This is a genomic window from Opitutus sp. GAS368 (assembly GCF_900104925.1).
Classification (GTDB): Bacteria; Verrucomicrobiota; Verrucomicrobiia; order Opitutales; family Opitutaceae; genus Lacunisphaera.
Genome location: NZ_LT629735.1, coordinates 3,249,819 through 3,274,795, shown reverse-complemented (window position 1 = coordinate 3,274,795; position 24,977 = coordinate 3,249,819). Strand labels below are relative to the sequence as shown.

The window sequence follows — 24,977 nt, the reverse complement described above, 5'->3', positions numbered from 1 at the left end:
ATGAGCCAACCGGACCAAAACCACGAGGACATCGCCGTCATCGGCCTCGCCGGCCGCTTCCCGGGCGCCCGCGATCCCGGCGAATTCTGGCGCAATCTCCGTGACGGGGTCGAGTCGGTCGCCTTCTTCACGGCCGGCGAGCTGCAGCCCTCCCCGCTCGACGGCCCGCTGCCCAAGGACGATCCCCACGTCGTGCGCGCGCGCGCGTTGCTCGCCCAGCCCGAGTGGTTCGACGCCGCCTTCTTCGGCGTCAACCCGCGCGAGGCCGAGCTCATGGACCCGCAGCACCGCCTGCTGCTCGAATGCGCGTGGGAGGCGCTGGAAAACGCCGGCGTGAATCCCGACACCTGCCCCGGCTCCATCGGCGTCTTCGCCGGCGCCAGCCTCAACACCTACCTGCTCGCCAACGTGCTGCCACAAGCCGCGGCGCTCCGCCGCGCGGGCGGGTTCCAGGCGCTGCTGGCCAGCGACAAGGATTTCCTGACGACGCGCATCTCCTACAAGCTCAACCTGCGCGGCCCGAGCCTCAACGTGCAGACGGCCTGCTCCACCTCGCTGGTCGCCGTCAGCCTCGCCTGCCAGAACCTGCTCGGCTACCATTGCGACCTCGCCCTCGCCGGCGGCGTGTCCGTTTCCTTCCCGCAGAAAAAGGGCCTGCGTCACCAGGAGGGCGGCATCGTCTCGCCCGACGGCCATTGCCGGCCCTTCGACGCCGACGCCGCCGGCACCGTGCCGGGCGACGGCGCCGGGCTGGTTCTGCTCAAGCGGCTCTCCGAGGCGCTGGCCGACGGCGATTCCGTCCACGCGATCATCCGCGGCTGCGCCATCAACAACGACGGCGCCCTCAAGATCGGCTACACCGCGCCCAGCATCGACGGCCAGGCCGAGGTCATCGCCCAGGCGCAGGCCCAGGCCGGCGTCGAGCCGGAGACCATCTCTTATATAGAGACGCACGGCACCGGCACGCCGCTCGGCGATCCCATCGAGGTCGCCGGCCTGACCAAGGCCTTCGCCAAGACCCGTGCGACCGGCTTCTGCGCGCTCGGCGCCGCCAAGGCCAACATCGGCCACCTCGACACCGCCGCCGGCATCGCCGGCTTCATCAAGACCGTGCTCGCCCTGGAGCACCGGCAGCTGCCGCCCGTGCTCCACTACCGCCGGCCGAACCCGAAGATCGATTTCGCCGGCGGCCCCTTTTACGTGAACGACCGGCTGCGCGACTGGCCGGCCAACGGCACGCCCCGGCGCGCCGGCGTCAGCTCCTTCGGCATCGGCGGCACCAACGCCCACGTCGTGCTCGAGGAAGCGCCGGCCGTTCCGCCCTCCGATCCCGCCGGCCCGTGGCAGCTGCTCGTGCTGTCCGCCCGGACCGCCACCGCGCTCGACGCCGCGACGGCCAACCTGGCGCAGCATCTCGAAACCCACCCCGACCTCAACCTCGCCGATGTCGCCTGGACGCTGCAGGCCGGGCGCAAGCCCTTCGCGCACCGCCGCGCGCTGGTCTGCCGTGACGCGGGAGATGCGATCGGCGCCCTGCGCGGAGCCGACCCCAAGCACCTGCTCACCGGCGAACCCGCCGGGGCGGAGGCTCCCGTCGTCTTCCTCTTTCCCGGCCAGGGCGCACAACATGTCGACATGGCGCGCGGCCTGTATGAAGCCGAGCCGCTCTTTCGCGAGACGGTGGACCGCTGCTGCGAAATCCTGCAACCCCATCTCGGGCTCGACCTGCGCGCCGTGCTTTATCCCGCGGCGGCACGGCGCGACGAGGCCGCGCGGCAGCTCGGGCAGACTGGGTTCACGCAGCCGGCCCTGTTCGTCATCGAATATGCGCTGGCGCGGTTGTGGATGAGCCGTGGCATCCGCCCGGCGGCCATGCTCGGCCACAGTCTCGGCGAATACGTCGCGGCGTGTCTCGCCGGCGTGTTCACGCTGGAGGACGCGCTTGCGCTCGTCGCGGCGCGCGCGCGGCTGGTACAGCAGCAGCCGGCCGGGGCGATGCTGGCCGTGCGACTGCCGGAGGCCGGGGTGACGGGATTGATCAGTCCGCCGCTGGCGCTCGCCGCGGTCAACGCGCCCAATCTTTGCGTCGTTTCCGGCCCGATCGGGGCCATCGCCGCGCTGGAGACGCGGCTCGGCGAGGGCGGAACCGCCTGCCGGCGGCTCGCGACCTCGCATGCCTTTCATTCGGAGATGATGGAGCCGGTGCGGGACGCCTTCCTCGCGGAGGTGCGGAAGGTGAAGCTGTCGCCGCCGCAACTGCCCTATGTCTCCAACGTCACCGGTCGCTGGATCACGGCGGCGGAGGCGACCGACCCGGCCTACTGGGCCGGGCATCTGCGGCAACCGGTGCGCTATGCCGATGGCATCGGCACACTGTTCCGCGAACAACGGCCCGTCCTGCTCGAGGTCGGCCCGGGCCAGACGCTCGGCCCCCTCGCCCGGCAGCATCCGGCCGCCGGCGCCGGGCCGGGCATCGTCTGCTCGCTGGGGCGCACGAACGAGGGTCCGGGCGATGTTCCGGCATTCCTGCAGGCGCTGGCGCGCCTCTGGCTGGCGGGGGTCGCACCCGAATGGTCCGGCCTGCACGCGCCCGCCCGGCGCCGCCGGGTGCCGCTGCCCACGTATCCCTTCGAGCGCCAGCGCTTCTGGATCGAGCCGCCCGCCGCCACCGCGAACGACCTTGTCCCGCCGCCGGCCGGGGACGACGACGCGGAGGAAGCCGCGGCTCCGGCCCCGCGTCCGGCCGCCGCCGACACCGCCGGGAGCACGCTGCTCGCCCGGCTGCGGGCGCTTTTCCACGAACTCTCGGGCACCGAGCTGGCGGGCGACCGGGGCCGGGCGAGTTTCCATGAACTCGGGTTCGACTCCCTCTTTCTCACCCAGGTCAGCCTGGCGGTACAGGACAAGTTCGGGGTGGAGGTCACCATGCGCCAGCTGCTCGAGCAGTTCCCCTCCCTGGAAAAACTGGCCGCCCACCTCGAACAGCTGCACCCGGCCCCGGCCGGGCAGAGCAACGCCCCGCTCCCCCTGGCCGCGACCGAGCCCGCCACGACCGTGCCGTTGACGGACGCCCAGAGCGAAATCTGGTTCGCCGCCCAGCTGGGCGCCGGGGTGTCCGCCGCCTACAACGAATCGTGCACCCTGCATCTGCACGGATTGCTCGACGTCCCGGCGCTGCGCTGCGCCGTGCAACAGCTCGTCGACCGGCACGAGGCGCTGCGCACCACGTTCGACGCCGCCGGGGACGGCCAGCACATCGCCGCGGACGGCCGCGCGGAGCTGCCCGTCGCGGACCTTTCCGCCGCGGACCCCGCCGCGACCACGGAGATGCGCCTCGCCCGCTTCATCGACGATCTCGTGCCGGAGCCGTTCGATCTCGTGCGGGGTCCGCTGTGGCGGATGCGGCTCGCGCAGCTCGCCGAGGACCACCACGCGCTCGTGCTGGTGGCGCACCACATCATTTGCGACGGCTGGTCGATGCACCTGCTGGTCTACGAACTCGGCGAGCTTTACACGGCGCTCCGCCGGGGCGAGGCCGCGAAGCTCCCGCCGCCGGCGCGGTTCAGCGCCTACGCCCGCCACCAGGCGGAGCGCCAGCAGGCGCCGGCCTTCGCCGCCGCCGAGACCTACTGGCTCGGCCAGTTTGCCGGCCCGGTGCCGGTGCTGGACCTGCCCGCCGACCGGCCGCGCCCCGCCACCCGCACCTATGCCGGCGCGCACCAGGGCCGCGCGCTGCCCCCCGCCATCACCGCCGGCGTGCGGCAACTGGCGGCGGAGCACGGCTGCACGATCTTCACGGTGCTGCTGTCCGTTTTCACCACGCTGTTGCACCGGCTGAGCGGACAGGACGACCTCGTGGTCGGCGTGCCCGCCGCGGCCCAGGTTCTCGGCGGCCGGCGGAACCTCGTCGGCCACTGCGCCAACCTCCTGCCCATCCGCAGCCGGCTCGACGACGGCCAGACCGGCGGCGACTTCCTGGCCGCGACGCGCCACCGGGTGCTGGACGCGTTCGAGCACTGGCAGCACCCGTTCGGCGGCCTGCTGCGCAAGCTGAACCTGCCGCGCGACCCCAACCGCGTGCCCCTGGCGAACGTGACCTTCAACCTCGGCCGCCTGCACGGCGTGCTGCGCTTCGGCGAGCTGGACGCGAAGATCGCGATCAACCCGAAGAGCTTCGTCAACTTCGACCTCAACTTCAACGTCACGGAGGCCGACGGCGCGCTCACCTTCGACTGCCATTACAGCACGGAGCTCTTCGACCGCGACACCATCGCGCGGCTGCTGGAGCGCTACGAGTTCCTGCTCGGTTCGGCCGCGGCCAACCTGCCCCACGCCGTGCACCGCGGGCCGCTGCTCCTGCCCGCCGAACTGCGCGCGGTGACCGCCGGCTGGAACCGCACCGCCGCCGACTATCCGCGCGACCTGTGCCTGCACGAGATGTTCGCGGAGCAGGCGCGCCGCACCCCCGGGGCCACCGCGCTGGTCCACGGCGAGGAGCGCTGGACCTACCGGGACCTCAACGAGCGCGCCAACCAGGTGGCGCACCACCTGCGGCGGCTCGGCGTCAACCCCGACACCCCGGTCGGCATCTGCACCGCCCGCACCCCCGCCATGGTGGCCGGCGTGCTCGGCATCCTCAAGGCCGGCGGCGCGTATGTGCCGCTCGATCCGGCCTATCCCGCCGAACGCCTCGCGTTCATGCTGGAGGACGCCGGCGCGAAGGTGCTCCTCACGCAGGGTGCGCCCCGTTTCCCGGTGCCGCGCTCCCTCCCGCCGGGCGCCCTGCTCCGGCTCGACGCCGACTGGCCGGAAAAATTCGCCCCCGAACGCACCACCGACCCGGTCGCGGACGCGCGCGCCGGCCACCTCGCCTACGTCATCTACACCTCCGGCTCGACCGGCCGGCCCAAGGGCGTGGCCATCGAGCACCGCAGCGCGGTGGCCTTCGTCCACTGGGCCCACGGGACCTTCACCCCCGGGGAACTGCGCGGCGTGCTCGCCGCCACCTCGCTGAGCTTCGACCTGTCGGTGTTCGAGCTCTTCGTGCCGCTCACCTGCGGCGGGACGGTGATCCTCGCCGACAACGCCCTGCAGCTGCCCGCGCTGCCGGCCCGCGACGAGGTCACGCTGGTCAACACCGTGCCCTCCGCCATCACGGAACTGCTCCGTACCGGCGACCTCCCGGCGTCCGTGCGCACGGTCAACCTCGCCGGCGAACCGCTGGCCGCGCCGCTCGTCGCCCAGCTCTATGCCCGGCCGGCCGTGCAAAAGGTCCACGATCTCTACGGGCCGACGGAGACCACCACCTACTCGACCTGCGCCCTGCGCCTGCCCGACGGACCGGCGACCATCGGCCGGCCGATCGCCAACACGCAGGTCTACCTGCTCGACCGGCACCAGCAGCTTGTGCCGCCCGGCACGCCGGGCGAACTGTGGATCGGCGGCGCCGGCCTGGCGCGCGGCTACCTCAACCGCCCCGAGCTGACCGCGGAAAAGTTTCCCACCCTGGCCGTCGGCGACACGCCCCCCGCGCGGCTCTATCGCACGGGCGACCTCGCCCGCCACCGGCCCGACGGCAGCCTCGAGTATCTCGGCCGCCTCGACCACCAGGTCAAGATCCGCGGCTACCGCATCGAGCTGGGCGAGGTCACGGCCGTGCTCGCGCGGCATCCGGCCGTGCACGAGTGCGTCGTCATCGTGCGGGAGGACACGCCGGGCGACCGGCGGCTGGTGGCCTACCTCACCCCGCGGCCCGGCGCCAACCCGGACGGCCCGGCGCTGCGGGCCGCGCTCGCGTCGGCCCTGCCGGACCACATGGTGCCCTCGGCCTTCGTGCGGCTGGACCGGCTGCCGCATACACCCAACGGCAAGATCGACCGCCGGGCGCTGCCCGCCCCCGGGCACGACCGGTCCGAGGTGGAAACCACCTATGCCGCCCCCCGCAGCACGACCGAGGAGGTGCTCGCCGGGATCTGGTGCACCGTGCTCGGGCTGAAGCAGGTGGGCGTCCACGACAACTTTTTCGACCTCGGCGGGCACTCGCTGCTGGTCACGCAGGTGCTCGCGCGCGTGCGGCAGGCGTTCCATGTCGGACTGTCGCTCCGCCGCGCCTTCGAGTCCCCCACCGTCGCCCAGCTGGCGGCCGCCGTCGAGGCCGCGCTGGTCGAGGAAATCCAAACCCTTTCCGACGAGGAGGCGGCCCGGCTCGTGGCGCACGCCGCGCTGCCGCCGGCGGACTGATCCCATGACCAACGAACAACTCACGCTCCAGCGACAGGAACTCACCGGCGCCCAGCGCGCGCTCCTGGAGAAGCGCCTGCAGGGCGCGCGCTCGGCCGCCTACCTGCGGCAACGGCCGCCGGGCATCCGCCCGCGGACCCCGCGCGACCACCTGCCCCTGTCGTTCGCCCAGGAACGCCTGTGGTTCCTCGGCCAGCTCTATCCCGACCAGGCCGTCTACAACATCTACCAGGCGGTGCGCCTCACCGGCGAACTCGACCGGTCCGCCCTCACGCTGAGCCTCAACGACCTTATCCGGCGCCACGAGGCCTTCCGCACGAATTTCACCACGCACGAGGGCAGCCCGGTGCAGGTCATCGCCCCTGAACGCTGGCTGGAGCCGGTGCTGGTCGATCTCTCGGCGCTCGCAGATCCGGCCCGCGACACGGAACTCCAGCGCGTGCTCCGGGCCGAGGCCGCCCGGCCGTTCGACCTCGCGGGCGACCTGCTGCTCCGCGCCCTGCTCGTGCGGCTCGGCCCGGCCGATCACGCCCTGCTGCTGACGATGCACCATATCATCTCCGACGGCTGGTCGCTGGGCATCATCTTTCGCGAATTCGCCGAACGCTACGAGGGGTTCGCCGCCGGCCGGCCGGCCCCGCTGGCCGGGCTCCCGATCCAGTATGCGGACTACGCCGTCTGGGAACGCGAGACCCTCCAGGCCGCGGAGCTGGAGAAACCGCTGGCCTATTGGCGGGACCAGGTCGCCGCGGTGCCGGCGCTTGACCTGCCCACGGACCGGCCGCGGCCGGTCACGCCCACCACGCGCGGCGCCATGCAAGCGGTGCCGCTGTCACCGGGCCTCACCCACGCGCTCAAGGCCCTGAGCCAGCGCGAGGGTGTCACGCTGTTCATGACGCTCCTGGCCGCCTTCCAGGCCCTGCTCCACCGTTACACCGGGCAGGATGACATCGCCATCGGGTCGTGTGTCGCGGGCCGGCCGCAGCTGGAGCTGGAGAAGCTGGTCGGCTTCTTCGTGAACACCCTGGTCCTGCGCGGCGACCTCGCGGGCGACCCCACGTTCCGCGAGCTCCTCGCGCGCACGCGGGAGACCGCGCTCGGGGCCTTCGCCCACCAGGAACTGCCGTTCGAGAAGCTCGTCGAGGAACTGCAGCCCGACCGCAGCCCCGGCCGCAATCCGTTCTTCCAGGTGATGTTCGTCCTGCAAAGTGCCGCCGCCCCGCTCCCGCAGGCGGCCGGCCTCGGGATCCAGCCGCTCGACCTCGACAACGGCACCGCCAAGTTCGACCTCACGCTCTCGCTCACCGAGCTGCCGCAGGGGCTCCACGCGGCGATGGAATACCGCACCGACCTGTTCGAGCCCGACACCATCGTCCGCCTGCTCGGGCATTTCCGCACGCTGCTGGAGGGGATCGTCGCCGACCCGCGGCGCCGGCTCTCCGCGCTGCCCCTGCTGACCCCCGCGGAGCAACGCCAGATCCTCGACGACTGGTGCGGCCCGCGCACGGACTATCCGCACGACGCCACCATCGGCGGGCTCTTCGCGGCGCAGGCCGCCCGCACGCCCGATGCCGTCGCCGTGCGGCAGGCCGGCCGCGCGCTGACCTACCGGCAGCTCGACGCCCGCGCCAACCAGATCGCCCGCTACGTGCGCCGGCTCGGCGCCGGCCCGGGATCGCTGGTGGCGGTCTGTCTCGAGCGCTCGGCCGACCTGATCGCCGCCCTGCTCGGCATCGTGAAGGCCGGCTGCGCCTACGTTTCCCTCGATCCCGCCTACCCGCGGGAGCGCCTGGCCTCCATGCTGCAGGAAACCCAGGCCCCGGTGCTGCTGACCGAGGAAAAGCTTCGCGCCGCGGTGAACGGGTTCGTCGAACCCTTGGTCTCCGGCCCGGTGCGCCATTCACCGTATGTGGTCTGCCTCGACACGAGCGACGGGCCCATCGGCCGGGAAAGCAGCGGGGAGCTGGCGCCCGTGGCCACCGCGGAATCGCTCGCTTATGTCAGCTACACCTCGGGCTCGACCGGCCGGCCCAAGGGGGTCTGCGTCCGGCACCGCGGCGTCGTCCGGCTGGTGCAGGGGGCGGACTACGCGCATTTCGGCCCGGACGAAACCTTCCTGCAGTTCGCGCCCGTCGGCTTCGACGCCTCGACCCTCGAGATCTGGGGCGCGCTGCTGAACGGCGGCCGGCTCGTGGTTTTCCCGGCCGGGCTGCCGTCCCTGGCCGAGCTCGGCCATTTCATCCGGGAAAACCAGGTCACGACGCTCTGGCTCACGGCCGGCCTGTTCCACCAGATGGTCGACCACCAGCTGGAGAACCTGCGCGGCGTGCGCCAGCTGCTGGCGGGCGGCGATGTGCTCTCCGCCGCGCACGTGGCCCGCGCGCTGGAGAAACTGGACGGCACGCGGCTGATCAACGGTTACGGCCCCACCGAGAACACCACCTTCACCTGCTGCCACCGGATCAGCCACCCGGCCCCGGCGGGCGGCTCCGTGCCGATCGGCCGGCCCATCGCCAACACCCAGGTCTTCATCCTCGACGCCGCGCGGCAGCCCGTGCCGGTGGGCGTGCCGGGCGAGCTTTACGCCGGCGGGGACGGCCTGGCCACCGGCTACCTGGCCCAGCCGGAGCTGACGGAAGAGAAATTCGTGCCGCATCCCTTCAGTGCGCGGCCGGGGGCCCGCCTCTACCGGACGGGCGACCGGGTCCGCTGGCGGCCGGACGGCAGCATCGAGTTCCTCGGCCGGATCGACCGGCAGGTGAAGATCCGGGGCTTCCGCATCGAGCTGGAGGAGATCGATACCGTGCTCGAGCAGCACCCGGCGGTGCGCCAGGCGGTCGTGGTCGCGCGTCCCGGCGCAGCCAGCAGCGAAAAACGCCTCGTCGCCTACGTCACCGCCCTGCCGCCGGTTCCGGCGCCCGCGGAGTTGCGGTCGTATCTCCAGCAAAAACTGCCCGACTACATGGTGCCGGCCGCCTTCGTCTTCCTCGACGAACTGCCGCTCAACGCCAACGGCAAGGTGGACCACGCCGCCTTGCCCGCCCCCGAAAGCAAGGGCATCGGCCCCGACCCCGGCTACAGCCCGCCCCGGGACAGCACCGAGGCGCAGCTGGCCAGGATCTGGGAGCGGGTGCTCGGCGTGTCGCCGGTCGGCATCCACGACAATTTCTTCGCGCTCGGCGGGCACTCGCTCGCGGGCGTGCGACTCTTCGCGCAGATCGAGACGGAATTGGGCCGGAAGATGCCGCTGGCCACGCTCTTCCAGGCGCCCACGGTCGGGCAGCTCGCCCGCCAGCTGCGCCTGGACGGGACGGGCGACGACGGCTCGTCCCTCGTCGCCCTCCAGCCGAAGGGCGCCCGCCCGCCGGTTTTCTTCGTGCACGGCGCCGGCGGCGGCAACCTGTGGACCTACACCAACCTGGTGCCACACCTCGGGCCCGACCAGCCGGTCTATGCGCTGGAGTCCCGCGCGATGCGGGGCGGGACCGAATTCACCCGCCTCGAGGACATGGCCGCGCACTATGTGCAGGAAATCCGCGCCGTGCAGCCGCACGGACCCTATTACCTGGGCGGCTACTGCTTCGGCGGCAACGTCGCCTACGAGATGGCGCGGCAGTTGCACGCCCGGGGCGAGGAGATCGCCCTGCTGGCCCTGCTCGACAGCGCCCCCGCCGACGGGTTCTACCAGAGCATCCCGTGGTGGCGGCCGGTCTTCCTGCTCCGTTTCGCGATAAACACGACCTACTGGCTGCGGGACTTCCTGGGCCAGCCGCCGGCCGAGCGCCGGCGTTTCGTCGGGCGGAAATCACGCACCCTGTGGCGGAAACTCGCCCGGCGCTTCCGCCGGCGGCCGCCCCTCCCGGCGCAGGAGGACATCGACCTCGACGAGGTCATCGACGTCGCGCTGTTCCCCGAGATCGAGATCCAGCTGTGGAAGGTCCACCTGCGCGCGCTGTGGTCCCACCGGTCCGGCCCCTATCCCGGCCGCGTCACGCTTTTCCGCACCCGCGGCCAGCCGTTCCTCTGTTCGTTCGACCCACAGTTCGGCTGGGGCCGCCTGGCCGGCGGCGGCGTCGAGGTGGTGAACGTGCCGGGGGCGCATGAAAAGATCTTCATGGAGCCGCATGTCCGCACGCTCAGCGCCCGGTTGCGCCGCTGCCTCGACCGGACGCAAACGGGCGCGGCCCGAACCGGTTTGCCTCCTTCCTCGCCATGAATCTGCTCAGGTTCCTATTCCAGAAATGCCGGGGCATGGTGCTCGTCACCGCGCTCACCGCCCTGTTCAGCGGCGTCTGCAACGCCGGGCTCATCGCCCTCATCAACGGGATCGTCAACGATCCCGACCACATCACCCGGGTGCTGCTGCTCGGTTTCTGCGCGCTGGTCCTCGGCAAGATCGTGACCGGCTTCGTCTCGCAGGTCTGGCTCATCCGCTTCTCCCAGCAGGCGGTCTCCGACCTCCGGCGGGACCTGGTGCGCAAGATCCTCGCCGTGCCGCTGCGCCAGCTCGAGGAGATCGGCGCGGCCCGGCTCATGGCCGCGCTGACCGACGACATCACCAGCCTCACCTCCGCGCTCTTCGGCTTCCCCACCCTGTCGGTGAACTTCGCCATCCTGCTCGGCGGCTCGATCTACCTCGCCTGGCTTTCGTGGCACCTGCTGCTGGTGATGGGGCTGTTCATCCTCTTCGGCGCCTGCTGCTACCGGCTCTTCATCACCAGCGGGTTCCGCTCGCTGGTGTCCGCCCGCGAGGCGGAGGACAAGCTCTTCGGCCACTTCCGGGCGCTGACCGAGGGCATCAAGGAACTCAAGCTCCACCGCGAGCGCCGCGGGGCGTTCCTGCACCACGGGCTCCAGTCCACCACCGCCGAGTTCCAGCGGCACAGCGTGACGGCGGAGACCCGCTTCATCCTCGCGCACAACTGGGCGCACCTGCTCTTCTACTGCCTCATCGGCCTGATCCTCTTCCTGCTGCCCCTCTACCAGCAGGTGAGCATCAAGACCATGACGGGCTACGTGCTCACCACGCTCTACCTGATGGGCCCGCTGGCCGGCGTCATGAGCAGCCTGTCGGTGTTCAGCCGCGCCGACATCGCCCTGCGCAAGGTCGAGTCCCTCGGCATGTCCCTCAGCGCGCGGGCCTGCGAGGCGGCGCCCGGTGCCGCCCACCCCGCGGTCGCGGCCTTCGGCCGGCTCGACCTGGTGGGCGTCGCCCACGCCTACCACCACGAGCAGGGCGAGGACAACTTCGTGCTCGGCCCGCTCAACCTCACGCTGCACGCCGGCGAGCTCGTGTTCCTCGTCGGCGGCAACGGCAGCGGCAAGTCCACCCTCGCGAAGATCGTGACCGGGCTCTACCCGCCCGAGTCGGGCGAGATCCGCCTCGACGGCCGGCCCGTGACCGACGCGAACCGCGACGACTACCGGCAGCTTTTTTCGGCCGTGTTCGCCGACTTCTACCTCTTCGAGAGCCTGCTCGGCCTGAAGACACCCGATCTCGACGCCCAGGCGGAGGACTACCTCTCGCAGCTGCACCTGCGCCACAAGGTCAAGGTCGCCAACGGCCGCCTCTCCACCACCGCGCTGTCCCAGGGCCAGCGCAAGCGGCTCGCGCTGCTGACGGCCTACCTGGAGGACCGCCCGTTCTATGTCTTCGACGAATGGGCCGCCGACCAGGACCCGGTCTTCAAGGACATCTTCTACCGGCAGCTGCTGCCGGACCTGCGCAACCGCGGCAAGACCGTCCTCGTGATCACGCACGACGACCGGTATTTCCACCTCGCCGACCGCGTCCTCAAGCTCGACTACGGCCAGCTGGTCGCCGCGCCGAAGCATGAACCGCGCTTTGCCCAGCCGGTGCTGGCCACCGCGCCGGGCCGCTGAATTTCCACCCGCCATGAATCCCACCCCGCCAATCCTCTGGCCCGCCCTCGCCGGGCCGGCCCATCTCCGCCCCGGTGACGTGCATGTCTGGTGCGCCTCGCTCGACGAGGCCGCCGGCACGCCCGGCGCATTCTCACCCCTGCTCTCCGACGATGAACGGCACCGGGCGCAGCGCCTGCGCTTCCCCCGCGACCGGCAGCGCTTTGTCGCCGCCCGCGGCCAGCTGCGCGAAATCCTCGCCAGCTACGTGGCGACTCCGCCGGAGGAACTGCGCTTTGCCTACGGTCCCGGCGGCAAACCGCGGCTGGCGCAACCCGCCGGCGAACTGCAGTTCAACCTCTCCCACTGCGGCGGCCTCGCGCTGTATGCAATCGCCTGGGGCGAGCCGATCGGGGTCGACCTGGAGCAGGTCCGGCCGGTGCCGGAGATGTCCCTGATCGCCCGGCGCCACTTCCGTCCCGCGGAGTCTGAGCTGCTGCACCGCCTGGGGCCGGACCGCCGCGATGACATCTTCTTCCAGCTCTGGACGCAGAAGGAGGCGCTGGCCAAGGCCCGGGGGATGGGCTTGGCCGAGGCGCTCGAATCACCCGAAGATTCCTCCGGCCGGCCTTGGTCGCCCCTGCCCTGGATGACCATCCGGCTGCAACCCGCCGCCGGCTACACGGCGGCGGTCGCGCTCGCCGCCGGCCATCCGCGGCTCAAGTGCGGTCGCTGGATCACCCGGCTGCCCGCCGAAACCGCGGACCGCCCGCTGGTGGCCAATTGCGCCTGAACCCCGGAGAGGTTCTTTTTCGGGCGAAATTACGGTGCTCACCCCATGGCTGCCACCGGCCCGTCCGCTAAGCTTGGTCCCTATGGAAAAGGGCTCCGGCAGCATTGGGTTTCGCGCCCGCAGTTTCGTCCTTGCCGCCGCCCTGCTCGGGCTGACTGCCGCCGCCCGGCTGGCCGCGCAAACGCCGGCCCCGCTGCCGACCACGCCGCCGGCCCCGGCCGGTGACACCGTCGGCCTGATCAAGCTGCGCGACGACAGCATCGACCAGGTCCTGGAACTGCTCGAACGCTGGACCGGCCGGACCATCCTCCGCCCGCAGGCGCTGCCGGCCAACACCTACACCCTCACCCTGGACCGGGCCGCATCCAAGGAGGAGGCGATCCTCGCCCTCGAGACCCTGCTGAACATGAACGGCGTGGCCGTGACGCCCCTCGGCGGCCGCTTCCTCAAGATCACCTCGCTCAATCTCGCGCGGGCCGAGGCCCCCGAGTTCATCGACGGCCCCGTGCTCGGCCTGCCGCCGAGCGGCCGCGTGGCCAGCAAGCTCTTTGAACTCCAGTTCCTGCGGGTCTCGGAGTTCCTGCCGCAGATCGCCGCCCTGCTCAACCCCAACCTCGGCGCCGCGCCGGTCCTGTTCGAGAAGGCCAACGCCGCGCTCGTCACCGATTCCATCAGCAACCTGCAGCGCATCGAACTCCTCCTCTCCCGCCTCGACCAGCCCATCCTGCGCAACAACACCCCGAAATTCTACACCCTGCAGTCGGCCAAGGCCAGTGACGTCGTGAACAAGCTCCGCACCGTCCTCGCCGGCCCGCTCCAGATGCAGCTGGGCGCCTCCACCAGCTACCAGGCCGACGACCGCACCAACCAGATCGTCCTCATTTCGGACCCGCGGCAGATCGACTTCTTCGACCAGCTCATTTCGCGCTTCGACGTCAAGGCCGACCCCAACACCCGCAACGACGTCATCTTCCTCAAGCACGCCGCCGCCAAGGACGTGGCCACGCTGCTCAGCCTGCTGGTCTCCGGCCAGAACACCGCCGCGCGCACCGCCGGCACCGAGCCCGTGCGCCCCGCCACCGGGGCGGCCCCCGCGCCCAACGTCCCCGCCCCGCCGGCCGCGGCCCTTCCGGCCGGCCTCACCCTCGATGCCACGCACGAGTTCAGCAACCTCCTCACCATCCTGCCCGAGGAGCGCAGCAACTCCCTCGTCGTCTCCGGCACCGTGGACGACATCCGGCTCATCCGCGAACTGGTGGACAAGATCGACGTGCTGCTCGCCCAGGTGCGCATCGAGGTCGTTGTCGCCGAGGTCACGCTCGGCGACAGCCAGACCAGCGGCATCGACGCCCTCGGGCTCCAGGTCTACGCCAACCGCCTCGTCGGCCTCTCGGGCAGCGGTTCCGGCACCACGGTTGGCGGCACGAGCGCCAGCGGCACCCCCACCGGCTTCGCGCAGCTCGCGGGCACCGGCTCGCTCGCCGGCATCATCAGCCTCGGCACCACGCCGCGGAAGACCACCGCCAACATCCTCTCGATGCCCAACATCGTCACCACCCACAACAAGAAGGCCACCATCTTCGTCGGCGAGCAGCGCCCCGTCATCTCCAGCTACCTCAACACCGGCGTGACGACCGGCGGCACCGTCGGCACCGGTTACACCAGCACCGTCACGGAAAAGGACATCGGCATCGACCTCGAGGTCACGCCCCTGATCGGCGACGACGGCTCGGTGCAGCTCGAGATCAAGCAGGAGGTCAACGACGTGACGGGCAGCATCACGCTCGACGGCAACGAGCAGCCCATCATCGGCCGGCGCAAGACCGAGTCCTTCGTCAGCGTGAAGAGCGGCGAGATCATCGTGCTCGGCGGCCTGCAGCGCAATTCGCTGACGAAAAACACCAACCGCCTCGGCCCGGTGCCGATCATCGGCGACCTGCTCGGCACCCGCAGGCGGGACAACACCCGCACCGAGCTCGTCTTCTTCCTCCGGCCGGTCGTCCTCGCCAACACCGCCGCCGATAACGCCGAGGCGATGCGGCGCATCGACGCCGGCCCCCAGCGCGATGATATCCGCTCCGCCCTCGATCCCAACTACCGCCCGCCCGCCGGCAAATCCAAGGGCTGAGGCGGTCTCCCCGGCCATGGTCGCGCCCGCCCCAGACCTCCTGCCCGTCGGCCTCGCGCTGCGCCTCACCGAGGCCCAGCGCCAGCAGCTGGCCGAGACCCCGCGCGGCCAGCGTCTCGCCGCCCTCGCCGCGGCCCTCGCGGTGGACGAGGCCGCCGCCCTCGCCGCCCTCGCCGGCGCCACCGGGCTGGCCGTCGCCGCCGAGCCCGTCGTCGCCCGCACCGCGCTGCCGCTGCTGCCGGCGCGCCTCGCCCATGATTTCCAGGTCATCCCCCTGGCCCTGCCGGACGACACCCATGCCGACGAACTTCCCCTCGCCACCAGCTGGCCGCCCGAGGCCCACATGGCCCGCTGGATCGCCACCTTCACGCCGCGCCGCGTCCGCTGGCACCTCGCCGATTCCGCCCGGGTACGCCAGCTCATCGTCGAGAACTACGGGGTCGGCGCCGGCAGCCTGGAGGACGACGACACCCCGGAGGTCGCGGTGGCGGCGGCGGACCTCGACGCCGACGCGGACGCCGCCGTCGTGCGCTTCGTCACCGACATCATCGCGCAGGCCATCACCGACGGCGCCACCGACATCCACTTCGAACCGCAGGAGGGCCAGCTGCGCATCCGCTACCGCGTGGACGGCCTGCTCGTGCCCGTGCCCGTGCCCGACAACCTGCTGCGCTACCAGGATGCCGTCATCTCGCGCCTCAAGATCATGGCGCGACTCAACATCTCGGAAAAGCGCCTGCCGCAGGACGGCCGCATCAACTTCAAGGCCGGCAACACCGCGCTCGACATCCGCGTCTCCACCATCCCCACCATCTACGCCGAGAGCGTCAGCCTCCGCCTCCTCAACCAGCGGCGGGAGGCCTACACCATGGACCGTCTCGGCCTGTCGCCCGCCGAACAGGCGCAGATCGGCCGCGTGCTCGACTTCCCGCACGGCCTCGTGCTCGTCACCGGTCCGACCGGCTCCGGCAAGTCCACCTCGCTGAACGCCTTCCTCCGCCAGATCAACTCGCCCGAGCTGCGCATCGTCACGATCGAGGATCCGATCGAATACGAGGTGCCCGGCGCCAACCAGATGCAGGTCCGGCCCGACATCGGGCTCAGCTTCGCCGGCGCGCTGCGCCACGTGTTGCGGCAGGACCCCGACGTCATCATGGTCGGTGAAATCCGCGACCGCGAAACGGCCGACATCGCCATCCGCGCCTCGCTCACCGGCCACCTCGTCTTCTCGACCCTGCACACCAACGACGCGCCCGGCGCCATCACGCGGCTCGTCGACATGGGCATCGAGCCCTTCCTGGTCGCCTCCGCCGTCGAACTCGTCATCGCCCAGCGCCTCGTCCGCCGGCTCTGCCCGGACTGCGCGACCCGCTCGCCGGTCGACCCCGCCTCGCTGCTCAACACGCTCGCCGCCCTCGGGCTCGATCCCGGCCTGGCGGCCGCCGTGCGCGAGCTGGCGGTGCCCGTGGGCTGCCAGCGCTGTCGCGGCACGGGTTTCCGCGGGCGGGTCGGCCTCTTTGAAATCCTGCCCCCGAAGCAACTGCACGACTTCATCGTGCAACGCGAATCCACCCACACCCTCGCGCGCAAGGCGCGGGAGCACGGCATCCGCACGCTGCAACAGTCGGGCTGGGACCAGGTCCGCGCCGGGCTCACGACCCTCGACGAACTTCTGCGCGTGATCACCATCAGCGATACGTGAGCCCATGATGCGTCCCGATTCCCCTCTCACCTGTAGGAGCCTGCAAGCAGGCTCCTACATCCCGGCCCACGCCGGCGAAAATCCCCTCTATGAAGAGGGGTGCCCGGCAAGGCGGGGTGTGCCGGGAAGTCCGTCCTCTGCCCCCCGTCTTCCGTCCTCCGTCCTCTGTTCCTGATGGCTCACTTCACCTACACCGCGCACGATTCCGGCGGCCAGACCCGGCAGGGGGTGCTCGAGGCCCCGAGCCGCCGCGATGCGCTGCGCGCGCTCAGCGCGCGCGGCCTGAAGCCCGTCGGGATCAGCGAGGAGCCCAACTCCGCCGCCCTGCCGGCGACCGTCGCGGGCTTGCGCACCACCCGCGGCCCCGTCCGCTGGACCCGCCGCGAACGTCTGCCCTTCCTCGAGGCGCTTGCGCGCCTCGTCGCCAGCGGCCTGTCGGCCGGCGAGGCTGTGCGCCTGCTGGCCGCCCGCCTGAACGAGCCGCGTCTGCGCCGCCTCGCCACCGCCCTGTGGGAACGCCTGAGCGAGGGCTACACCCTCTCGCGGGCGCTGGAGGATTTCCCGTCGGTCTTCGACAGCCAAACCGTCAACCTGGTCGCCGCCGGCGAGGCTACCGGCAGCCTGCGCGAGGTGCTGCAGCGGCTCATCCAGCATTTCACCGAGCAGCGCACGCTGCAGCGGACGCTGCTCACCGCGCTCGCCTACCCCCTGTTCATCTGCGTGCTGGCCCTCGGCGTCATCCTTTTCTTCCTCTTCTTCCTGCTGCCGCGCCTGGAGGCCCTGCTCGCCTCGCTCGGCGGCCGGCTGCCGCCCTCGACGCAGCTGCTCGTGGCGCTGTCGAATTTCGTGCTACACTACGGGATTTTCGTGGCGGCGGTGGCGGTCCTGGCCGCGCTGGGCTGGTGGCAGTGGCGCCGCACCCCCGCGGGCCGCGCCGCGACCGATGCCTGGCTGCTCCGGACGCCGCTCACCGGCGCGCTCGCCGTGCGCGTGACGATCCTGAATTTCAGCCACACGCTGGCGATCCTGCTCGAGAACGGCATCACCACCGCCGAGGCCCTGCGCCTGGCCGAGCGCACCGTCGGCAACACCGCGCTGCGCCAGCTGCTGCGCGCCGCCACCGACCGGGTGCTCGAGGGCGAAGGCCTGTCGCGCTCGCTCGCCCGCACCGCCGTGTTCCCGCCGCTGATGCTCGACCGGCTGGCGGTCGGCGAGCAGACCGGCAGCCTCGCGCCCAGCCTGCGGGACATCGCCGCCGATTACCGGGAGGACCTCACCGGCTGGCTGCAGAATTTCACGCGGGTCGTCTCCACCGCGGTGCTGATCTTCGCCTTCAGTTTCGTCGCCTTCCTCGCCTACGCGATCGTCTCCGCCGTCTTCCAGGTCAGCGCCAGCTTCAAGTTTTGACGCTTGCCGGTGGTGGGTCGTGTCCTAATTCGAAAATGTATGGTCGCCGCCTTGGGCGCCACAGGCTTGGCGCCGGCGGCTTGCCAGCGGACCTTGGAAGCGGGGCGAAACCGGGTCCCGGCCTGACCCCGACGAATCGCTCTGACCCGAGAGGCTCCTCGCCCTCTCATTTCAGGTCACCTTTCATTTTGACTTACCAGAATAGATACCCTTACTCTGTAAGGGAGAATGAAACTAACCTTCATCGAACTGCCGCTGTTTACCAGCCTCGTAACGCAGATCACCGATGACCAACACTACCGCCAACTTCAAAATGACCTGCTAAAGAACCCGGAAAAGGGCGACTTGATTCCCCGGCTTCACGGCCTGCGCAAGGTGCGCATGGCGCTTGAAGGTCGCGGCCGGTCAGGTGGCGCCCGGGTCATCTATCTCAACCTTCCCCAGCAGCGCGTTGTCATCTTCTTTTATATCTACACCAAGGCCAAGTCGGAAAACCTGACACCAGATCAAGAACGTCGCCTTCGCACCGCAGTCGAAACCATCAAACGAGAATTCAGACATGAAAACCAAAGCCATTGAATTTAACGCCGAGGACTTGGTTGGTAGCGTGGAAACGCTGGCCAATCACCTTTCGGGTAAGAACAAGGTCACCCTGCGCACCAAGACCGTCGCCATGCCGGCACGGGTGAAGCCATTGTCTCCCGCCCAGGTCCGCGCGATCCGTAAAAAACTCAATGTCAGCCAACCCGTGTTTGCCGCGATGATGAACATCCCGTCGATAACGGCAGCCAGTTGGGAACGGGGCAGGAGAAAACCGACCGGAGCTGCGCTCCGTTTGCTGGATATTGCCAGGAGGCATCCCGAGGTGCTCATCGTAAGCTAGGCCTCCCTCTGAACTTCTGCGTCGATCGCAACATACTAAACCCGGGCTGGCCGAGCCTGACCCCGTTTATTCCCTTTGGGTTCAATCCCCCGGAGCTTGCTCCGGCTTGGTCTTGAGATTCCACGGCGAGGTCGCCGTGGCTCCAGAACGAATAACTGGAGAGCGGGCGACCCCGCCCGCGGGTGGTTCGATCAATGCCCCGGGGATCTTTATTTGCAATTTTCACCCAAACGCCACGCCGTCGCTTCAACGGCGCCGGGGAAATTCCCGCCGCAGTCCCGCGCCGAAGAGCAGCCCGCAAACGGCGCCGCTCAGGTGGGCCAGCGGCACCGCCCGGAAACTGTGTCCGTCGGCCAGCAACGGTTCCCCGGTGGCGGTTTCCCAGGCGACCTTGACGCCGAGCAAGGCGAACACGCCCAACCAGATCCACGCCGGCTCGCCCGCCCCCACCAGGAGTTGCCGGCCGGCGAGCAGCACGAGCGTCCCCGTCGCCAGCCCGGAGAGGCCGGCATAGCGGTCCAGCGAGCGGTCGAAAACGAGCAAGGTCGCGGAGATGACCAGCGGACACACCAGATAAAGCCAGCGCACCCGGACCGGATGGAGGCGCTCCAGCCAGCAACCGGCCGGCAGCAACACCGCGAGGTTCCAGCCCAGGTGACCGGGGCCAAAGTGCGCCAGGTGGCCGGTCCACGCGCGCCAGACCTCCCCCTGCAGGATCGGGCCGCGCTCATACAGGCAGGCCGCCCCCACCCGGGGAACGGCGAAGGCGAGCCCGGCCGCCGCCGCCAGCGCCAGGGTCGCCCACGGCACCACCGGACGGTCATTCTCTGCCACCGCGGTCCGGGCCATGGACGGAAGCATCCACCTCGACGGAGAAAATGCTGAACGTCGCGTTGAGCTGCGCCGGGTTGGTCCGGTCGGCCGCGAGCGTGCATTGCTCGAGCGCGAGATAGGGCGCGCGCTTGCCCAGCGCCGCGTAGAAATTCACCAGCGCACCGAGCGCGGCCCGGCGGAAGGTCACCTGCACGGTGTGGTAGGCAAACCGGTCCGTGCGCTGCGTGCGCGGGGGGTCGATGCCGACCGACAGCCCGGCCGCGCCGGCCAGGGCCGACACCTCGCCGATCAGATGCGACGCGTCCAGCGTGCGGCCCGGATCGATGTTCTTCACCGCCTGCGCGGCGCGCTCCTCGATGGCCGCGCGGTGCCCGAGCCACAGGCGCTGGTTCTCCTGCTCGACCGCCACGCTGTGCCAGCCCTGCCCGCCCTGCACCAGCCGGCCGGTCGCGGCCGCGAGCCACCCGACCGCCGCGGCCGCGGTGAAAAAGAGCAGCAGGAGTTTTTCCCGCAGCGTGCGGGACAGGAACCAGTTTTTCATGGCGGGCCTCCTTCCGCCTGCAAGGCGGCGGGTTTGAACGTCACCGCCAGCACGAAACTGGTGAGGCCATCGCGCGTGCGCAGGTCGCGCGTTTCCACCCGCTCCAGGGTGTTCAGGCCCCGCAGCGTCACCTCGTAGCCGCCGACGTCGGCGGCATTGGGGGTCTGCGCCTCGATCTCCAGCGTGTAGAGCCCCTGGGTGGTGGTGCGCAAAAACTGGATCGAGCGCGGCCGGCGCTCGCTGACCAGGGCCAGCATCTCCAGCGGCCGGAACTGGCGACGCGAGAGGTCCTCGATCCGGGCGGCCAGCCTCTGGGCCGTCTCGATGCGCTGCACCTGCGGCGCCGCCGCCGCCACGGCGCGCCGGATCCCGCCGGCCCACCCGTTCAGGGCCAGCGCGCCGAGGTCCAGCGCGGCGGCGAGCGCCGCCGCCGCCGCCGCCGCGAGCACGCCGCGCCACAGCCACAGGTCGCGCCGGCCCACGCGGCGCTGTTCCTCGAGGAATTCCTTGTCGCGCACATCCGCGGCGGCCAGGACCGTCGGCGAGAGCCGCGCCGTCTCGACGCCGTCGATGGTGAACACCACCCAGCCGTCCGTGTCGCGCACCACGGCGACCGGCCCGTCGAGCTCCCGCACCGGAACCGGGGGCAGGCTGCTGCCGGCCTGCAGTTCGGCCGCGAACGTCGCGCGCTGCCCCGCGGTGGGCGGCTCCGCGCCGGCCTGCGCCAGCACCTGCGAGGGCAGCGGGGATTTTCCGTCCCACGCCACGCCCATCAGGGCCGGACCCGCGGCGTGCAGCACCAGCCCCGCGCCGTCGCCCGATGTGCCCAGCAGCGCCACGAATGCCGGCAACACGAGATCGGCGGCGGCCCAGGCGGCCGTCTCGGCCGCGGAAAACCGGCGGCGGTAGGCGGCGAACACCAGCGCCTGGCTGCGGTCGGACGCCACCAGGTGGCCGTGGTAGAGCTGGGCCAGCGGAAACGGCGCGAGTTCCTCCAGCACCAGCGCGGCCTGCGCGTCGGCATCGGCCCCCGGCTCCAGCGGCACGGCCTGCACGAAGAAGCGGTCGGCGGGCACGAGCAGCACGCGCGCCTCCACGCCCGGCTCCGCCATCGTCAGCGTGGCGTCCGGAGAACTCATGCCGCGCCTCCCGGTGCCGCCAGCGGCTCCATGGTTTCCTGCAGGTCGAGGATCGTGAACGGATAGGCCAGGCTTTTCGCCGGCCCGGGGGCGGCGGGTTTCTCCTTGGCCGCGTTGTCCGGGGACGGTTCCGCCGCGATCACCGCCCCCCCGGGGGGCGACACCACGGCGGTGAGGCCGAAGACGGCCGCGCCCTCGCGGACCCGCACCCGGATGCGCAGGCACCGCACCTCGGTGCCAAGGCCCGGTGCGCCGGCGCCGAGGATCGCCGCGGTCTCGGCCGCCGAGCGGAAAAACGGCGGGGTGCCGCGGGGACGGGTCCTGCCGCCGAGGTAGTCGGTGAGCCGGCGGCTCTGGGTCTCATCGAGGCCGGCAAAGGCCAGGGCCAGCGGCTGCCCGGCGTTCAGGTTCGCCGCAGGATAATCGTAGAGCGACACGCTCTGCGCGAACTGCGCCCGCAGTTCGGTGGGATGACCGGCCTTGTCGTAGAAGAAGTCCCGGGCCACCGCAATCGCGGCCAGTTCGTCGAACGAGCGCAGGGCGCGTTGCGGCGGATGGTGCGGTGGATCCGCGCGCTCGTAGCTCCGCAGGTCGCTCCCGAGCGTCGCGGGCACGTGGTCCGGTTGCGTCCAGGTCAACAGCGCATCGGCCAGCCGGGCGGCGTCATCCGGCGCCAGGCCCAGCAGCTCGCCGAGGTTTTGCAGGCCCGGCGTATCGAGGCGCGGCAGCGAGGGCTTGCCGCTCTCATCCTCGAACGCGACGGCGACGGTCACGCCCGCGCGGGGCTCGTAGCGGGCCCAGGCGAACGGGTCACCCCAGCCCTGGGCGGGCGCCCAGAGGCCGCCGTCGGCCGCGCGGTAATCGGCCAGCACGGCCAGCGTGACCTCCAGCGCCGAGTAGGCGTCGCCCCGCAGGCGCACGGCCTGCGCGGCGCGCGCCTCCACCAACAGCTCCGTCGTGGTGCGCTCCATGAAGCGGGCGAGCAGCAGGGAGGCGACCAGGATGGTGATGAGCACCATCACGATCACGGCACCGCGCGGGCGGCGGAGCGGGTGGCCAACACACCCCGGCGCTATCGCGCCACCCCTCTTCAGAGGGGATCCAATCCTCCGCTGGCGCAGTTCCCCTCTGGAGAGGGGTGCCGAAAGGGGTGTCGCTGGGGAAATCATGCCCATGTCCAAGCAGTATCAGAAGGGCGGCAGGCCTTCCGTGACCCGCGGCACGTTCACCGCGGTCTCGGCGGAGTATTCGCCGTGGCGGAAGTGCAGCCGCAGGCGGTCCGGGGTCAGCCAGCGGCCCGCGGGGTCGCGCTGGAGCACCGGCTGGCTCTGCCAGGCGCGGTAGTTGGCGTTGAAGTAATCGTAGTCCAAGCCGGTCACGAAGGGCGACAACACCGTCACCCGCGGCGGATCGTCGGCAAACTTCAGCTCGAGGCGTGACTGCCAGTAGAGCACGAGGCCCAGCCCCGGACGGGCGGCGAATGCACAACGCACGTCCGGCAGCGGGTGGTCCGGCCAGACGAGACGGCGGTCGCCGGCGGGCAGCTCGAAGGTCAGCAGGGCCTCGTTGGCGCCGGCGGGCAGGCGGATCTCCGTGGCGTCCATGGCGGCGCTCTCCGCCGGAGGCTGCACCGCGCGGCGCAGCAGGTCCTCCACGTAACGGCTGACCGCACGCACATGCTGCTCGAACAGGCGCTTCTCACGGTTCCGGCCCCAGATCTCGCCCATCGAGAGCACGAACACGTTCAGCGCGAGCAGCAGGGCCGTGAGCAGCGTGAAAGCCAGGAGGACTTCCACCAGCGTGAAACCCCGCCGCCGCTTGAAATAGAGATATGGCTGCGCTTGCACGTCAGAACTCCCGTTTGGCCAGGCGCTGCCGGGAAGCCTCGCGCAGCTTTTCGCGCCCCGCCGGGTCCGACCAGGTCGGCCGGAGCAGCATAAACTCCTCCTGCCCGGTCACCGGTCGCCGGCCCGGCTCGTCGATCTCCCACTCGAAGGTCACCGCGAACAGGTCGGCGATGGCGGTCTCCTCGATCCGGGATTGCCAGCGGGCGGTGCGGTTGCCCGGCAGCGGCTGTTCGGCGCCTTTCTCCGCGCGCGCCCGGTCCGGCTCGGCCAGCAGGGCCGGGCGCAGCAACGCGAGTTCGGCCTGTTGCGCGGGCCGGGTCATCGCGGCCTGGTAGTTGGTGAGGATGTTGACGTAGGTCGCGCCCAGCACGACCGCCGCCATGGCGAAGATGGCGAGGCTCACGAGCACCTCCACCAGGGTGAAGGCGGCGCGGCGGCCGGGGATGTAGGAGCCTGCTTGCAGGCGATTCGGAATGCCCGCCAACGGATCGGATGCCGAATCGCCTGCAAGCAGGCTCCTACAAATAAGAGAAGAAACGGCGGACATGGTGGGTTGGCGGATTGGTTTGGCCAGGTGCTCCGGGGATATTTACGCGGGCGGCGCGAGCACCGGGGCGCAGGTCCAGGGATCGATGGGGATGACGCGCGGGGCGGCGTCGGCCGGGCGCAATTGCAGGCGGATCAGTTCGCAGCTGCCATCCGCGTAGAATTTCATCTCGTCGACCGGATCGGCCTCGACGAGCTGGCCGCCGAGCAGGATGGCCCCTCCGCCCGGCCGCAGGAACTCCACCGTCACGTTCCCGTCCTCGAAGACCCGGCGGCCGTCCTGCACCCCGTCGGTCCAGACGAGCGCGTGTTCCGCCGGCGCGTAGCGCAAGGCCACCTCCCGGCCGGAAAGCACGGCCTGCCGGCGCGCGTCCTGCAGGACCGCGAGGGCGGTCTCCTCCGCCGTCTCGCCGCGCGCGCCGCGCAGCAGCGAGCCCGCGGCGGGCAGCAGCACCGCGATGATCAGGACGAGCAGGGCCAGCACGAGAATCACTTCCACCAGCGTGAACCCGCCTTCGCCAAGGCTGCGGCGCGGCACGGGAGCGCGGGACCGGCGGGCATGGATGGAATGGATTTTAGACATGGCGTGGGTGGCCTCACCAGTTGCCGATGTCGTCCTCCGTGTCGGCGACCTTGTCCGGGCCCTTCGAAAAGATGTCGCAACCACCCGGGTTCTTGATGCCGGGGTAGCGGTATTGGTAGGGCTCGCCCCACGGGTCGGTCGGCAGTCGGCCGCCGGGGGCGTCCAGGTAGGGTCCATGCCAGGCCTCGGTCCGGGCGGACGGTGGCGTGACCAGCGCCTGCAGCCCCTCGGCGGTCGAAGGATAATCGCCCATGTCCATCCGGTAGCGGGTGAGCGGGGTCTTGAGCGTGTCGCGGACGAAGATCCGCGCGACCGCCACCTGGCTCTGGCCGAAGATCTTGTCGGTGTTGGACACCACCAGCCCGACGAGCAGGCCGATGATGGCCAGCACGACGAGGATCTCAAGGAGCGTGAACCCGCCTTCGCCAAGGCTACGGCGCGGCAAGGGAGCACGGGCGGCGGGCGTTTTCAT

17 protein-coding genes are annotated in these 24,977 nt (G+C 70.8%); 9 read left to right on the top strand and 8 right to left on the bottom strand.

The window, feature by feature from the left end:
• From BLU29_RS13980 to BLU29_RS13940, 9 genes are all read left to right on the top strand, one after another.
• Entirely contained in the window at positions 1 to 6,240 is a 6,240-nt protein-coding gene (locus BLU29_RS13980) for a hybrid non-ribosomal peptide synthetase/type I polyketide synthase (protein ID WP_091059107.1), read from the top strand.
• 4 nt (positions 6,241 to 6,244) lie between these two features.
• Positions 6,245 to 10,456, top strand: coding sequence for a non-ribosomal peptide synthetase (locus tag BLU29_RS13975; protein WP_157693880.1), 4,212 nt, complete (start codon positions 6,245 to 6,247; stop codon positions 10,454 to 10,456).
• Positions 10,453 to 12,123, top strand: coding sequence for a cyclic peptide export ABC transporter (locus BLU29_RS13970; RefSeq protein WP_091059103.1), 1,671 nt, complete (start codon positions 10,453 to 10,455; stop codon positions 12,121 to 12,123). Before BLU29_RS13975 ends, BLU29_RS13970 begins: the two co-directional genes overlap by 4 nt.
• A 13-nt stretch (positions 12,124 to 12,136) precedes the next feature.
• Positions 12,137 to 12,895, top strand: coding sequence for a 4'-phosphopantetheinyl transferase superfamily protein (locus tag BLU29_RS13965; protein ID WP_157693879.1), 759 nt, complete (start codon positions 12,137 to 12,139; stop codon positions 12,893 to 12,895).
• Between the two features lie 82 nt (positions 12,896 to 12,977).
• The gene (locus tag BLU29_RS13960; RefSeq protein ID WP_091059098.1) at positions 12,978 to 15,023 is read left to right on the top strand and encodes a secretin N-terminal domain-containing protein; all 2,046 of its coding nucleotides are present in this window, start codon (positions 12,978 to 12,980) and stop codon (positions 15,021 to 15,023) included.
• 16 nt (positions 15,024 to 15,039) lie between these two features.
• A complete protein-coding gene (locus BLU29_RS13955) occupies positions 15,040 to 16,725 on the top strand; it encodes a GspE/PulE family protein (protein ID WP_091059096.1) in 1,686 nt (561 codons plus the stop codon).
• Positions 16,726 to 16,899: 174 nt separating this feature from the next.
• Positions 16,900 to 18,132, top strand: a complete 1,233-nt coding sequence (locus BLU29_RS13950; protein ID WP_091059093.1) for a type II secretion system F family protein — start codon at positions 16,900 to 16,902, stop codon at positions 18,130 to 18,132.
• A gap of 228 nt (positions 18,133 to 18,360) precedes the next feature.
• Positions 18,361 to 18,711: a type II toxin-antitoxin system RelE/ParE family toxin gene (locus BLU29_RS13945; RefSeq protein ID WP_091059092.1), complete on the top strand. Its 351-nt coding sequence runs from the start codon at positions 18,361 to 18,363 to the stop codon at positions 18,709 to 18,711.
• Positions 18,692 to 19,015 (top strand): helix-turn-helix domain-containing protein, encoded by a 324-nt coding sequence (locus tag BLU29_RS13940; RefSeq protein WP_091059089.1) that lies wholly within the window; start codon positions 18,692 to 18,694, stop codon positions 19,013 to 19,015. The genes BLU29_RS13945 and BLU29_RS13940 overlap by 20 nt, the downstream gene beginning before the upstream one ends.
• A 246-nt stretch (positions 19,016 to 19,261) precedes the next feature.
• Here BLU29_RS13940 and rrtA read toward each other — a convergent pair whose 3' ends face one another.
• The 8 genes from rrtA to gspG form a co-directional block, all read right to left on the bottom strand.
• Entirely contained in the window at positions 19,262 to 19,864 is a 603-nt protein-coding gene (rrtA, locus tag BLU29_RS13935) for a rhombosortase (protein WP_157693877.1), read from the bottom strand.
• On the bottom strand, positions 19,836 to 20,390 hold the full coding sequence (locus tag BLU29_RS13930) for a hypothetical protein (RefSeq protein ID WP_091059085.1): 555 nt from the start codon (positions 20,388 to 20,390) through the stop codon (positions 19,836 to 19,838). The genes rrtA and BLU29_RS13930 overlap by 29 nt, the downstream gene beginning before the upstream one ends.
• The gene (locus tag BLU29_RS13925) at positions 20,387 to 21,529 is read right to left on the bottom strand and encodes a hypothetical protein (protein WP_091059082.1); all 1,143 of its coding nucleotides are present in this window, start codon (positions 21,527 to 21,529) and stop codon (positions 20,387 to 20,389) included. The genes BLU29_RS13930 and BLU29_RS13925 overlap by 4 nt, the downstream gene beginning before the upstream one ends.
• Entirely contained in the window at positions 21,526 to 22,548 is a 1,023-nt protein-coding gene (locus BLU29_RS13920) for a type II secretion system protein GspK (protein ID WP_157693876.1), read from the bottom strand. The genes BLU29_RS13925 and BLU29_RS13920 overlap by 4 nt, the downstream gene beginning before the upstream one ends.
• A gap of 168 nt (positions 22,549 to 22,716) precedes the next feature.
• Positions 22,717 to 23,376, bottom strand: coding sequence for a prepilin-type N-terminal cleavage/methylation domain-containing protein (locus BLU29_RS13915; RefSeq protein ID WP_091059078.1), 660 nt, complete (start codon positions 23,374 to 23,376; stop codon positions 22,717 to 22,719).
• Between the two features lies 1 nt (position 23,377).
• Complete coding sequence (locus BLU29_RS13910) at positions 23,378 to 23,923, bottom strand: prepilin-type N-terminal cleavage/methylation domain-containing protein (protein ID WP_091059074.1); 546 nt, start codon at positions 23,921 to 23,923, stop codon at positions 23,378 to 23,380.
• A 42-nt stretch (positions 23,924 to 23,965) separates the two neighbouring features.
• Positions 23,966 to 24,505, bottom strand: a complete 540-nt coding sequence (locus BLU29_RS13905) for a hypothetical protein (RefSeq protein WP_157693875.1) — start codon at positions 24,503 to 24,505, stop codon at positions 23,966 to 23,968.
• Between the two features lie 13 nt (positions 24,506 to 24,518).
• A complete protein-coding gene (gene gspG, locus BLU29_RS13900) occupies positions 24,519 to 24,977 on the bottom strand; it encodes a type II secretion system major pseudopilin GspG (RefSeq protein WP_091059069.1) in 459 nt (152 codons plus the stop codon).

Bases quoted from the DNA above. Each gene is read 5' to 3' on its own strand.
- BLU29_RS13980 (WP_091059107.1), top strand. From the start codon at position 1: ATGAGCCAACCGGACCAAAACCACGAGGACATCGCCGTCATCGGCCTC.
- BLU29_RS13975 (WP_157693880.1), top strand. From the start codon at position 6,245: ATGACCAACGAACAACTCACGCTCCAGCGACAGGAACTCACCGGCGCC.
- BLU29_RS13970 (WP_091059103.1), top strand. From the start codon at position 10,453: ATGAATCTGCTCAGGTTCCTATTCCAGAAATGCCGGGGCATGGTGCTC.
- BLU29_RS13965 (WP_157693879.1), top strand. From the start codon at position 12,137: ATGAATCCCACCCCGCCAATCCTCTGGCCCGCCCTCGCCGGGCCGGCC.
- BLU29_RS13960 (WP_091059098.1), top strand. From the start codon at position 12,978: ATGGAAAAGGGCTCCGGCAGCATTGGGTTTCGCGCCCGCAGTTTCGTC.
- BLU29_RS13955 (WP_091059096.1), top strand. From the start codon at position 15,040: ATGGTCGCGCCCGCCCCAGACCTCCTGCCCGTCGGCCTCGCGCTGCGC.
- BLU29_RS13950 (WP_091059093.1), top strand. From the start codon at position 16,900: ATGGCTCACTTCACCTACACCGCGCACGATTCCGGCGGCCAGACCCGG.
- BLU29_RS13945 (WP_091059092.1), top strand. From the start codon at position 18,361: ATGAAACTAACCTTCATCGAACTGCCGCTGTTTACCAGCCTCGTAACG.
- BLU29_RS13940 (WP_091059089.1), top strand. From the start codon at position 18,692: ATGAAAACCAAAGCCATTGAATTTAACGCCGAGGACTTGGTTGGTAGC.
- rrtA (WP_157693877.1), bottom strand. From the start codon at position 19,864: ATGGCCCGGACCGCGGTGGCAGAGAATGACCGTCCGGTGGTGCCGTGG.
- BLU29_RS13930 (WP_091059085.1), bottom strand. From the start codon at position 20,390: ATGAAAAACTGGTTCCTGTCCCGCACGCTGCGGGAAAAACTCCTGCTG.
- BLU29_RS13925 (WP_091059082.1), bottom strand. From the start codon at position 21,529: ATGAGTTCTCCGGACGCCACGCTGACGATGGCGGAGCCGGGCGTGGAG.
- BLU29_RS13920 (WP_157693876.1), bottom strand. From the start codon at position 22,548: ATGGTGCTCATCACCATCCTGGTCGCCTCCCTGCTGCTCGCCCGCTTC.
- BLU29_RS13910 (WP_091059074.1), bottom strand. From the start codon at position 23,923: ATGTCCGCCGTTTCTTCTCTTATTTGTAGGAGCCTGCTTGCAGGCGAT.
- BLU29_RS13905 (WP_157693875.1), bottom strand. From the start codon at position 24,505: ATGTCTAAAATCCATTCCATCCATGCCCGCCGGTCCCGCGCTCCCGTG.
- gspG (WP_091059069.1), bottom strand. From the start codon at position 24,977: ATGAAAACGCCCGCCGCCCGTGCTCCCTTGCCGCGCCGTAGCCTTGGC.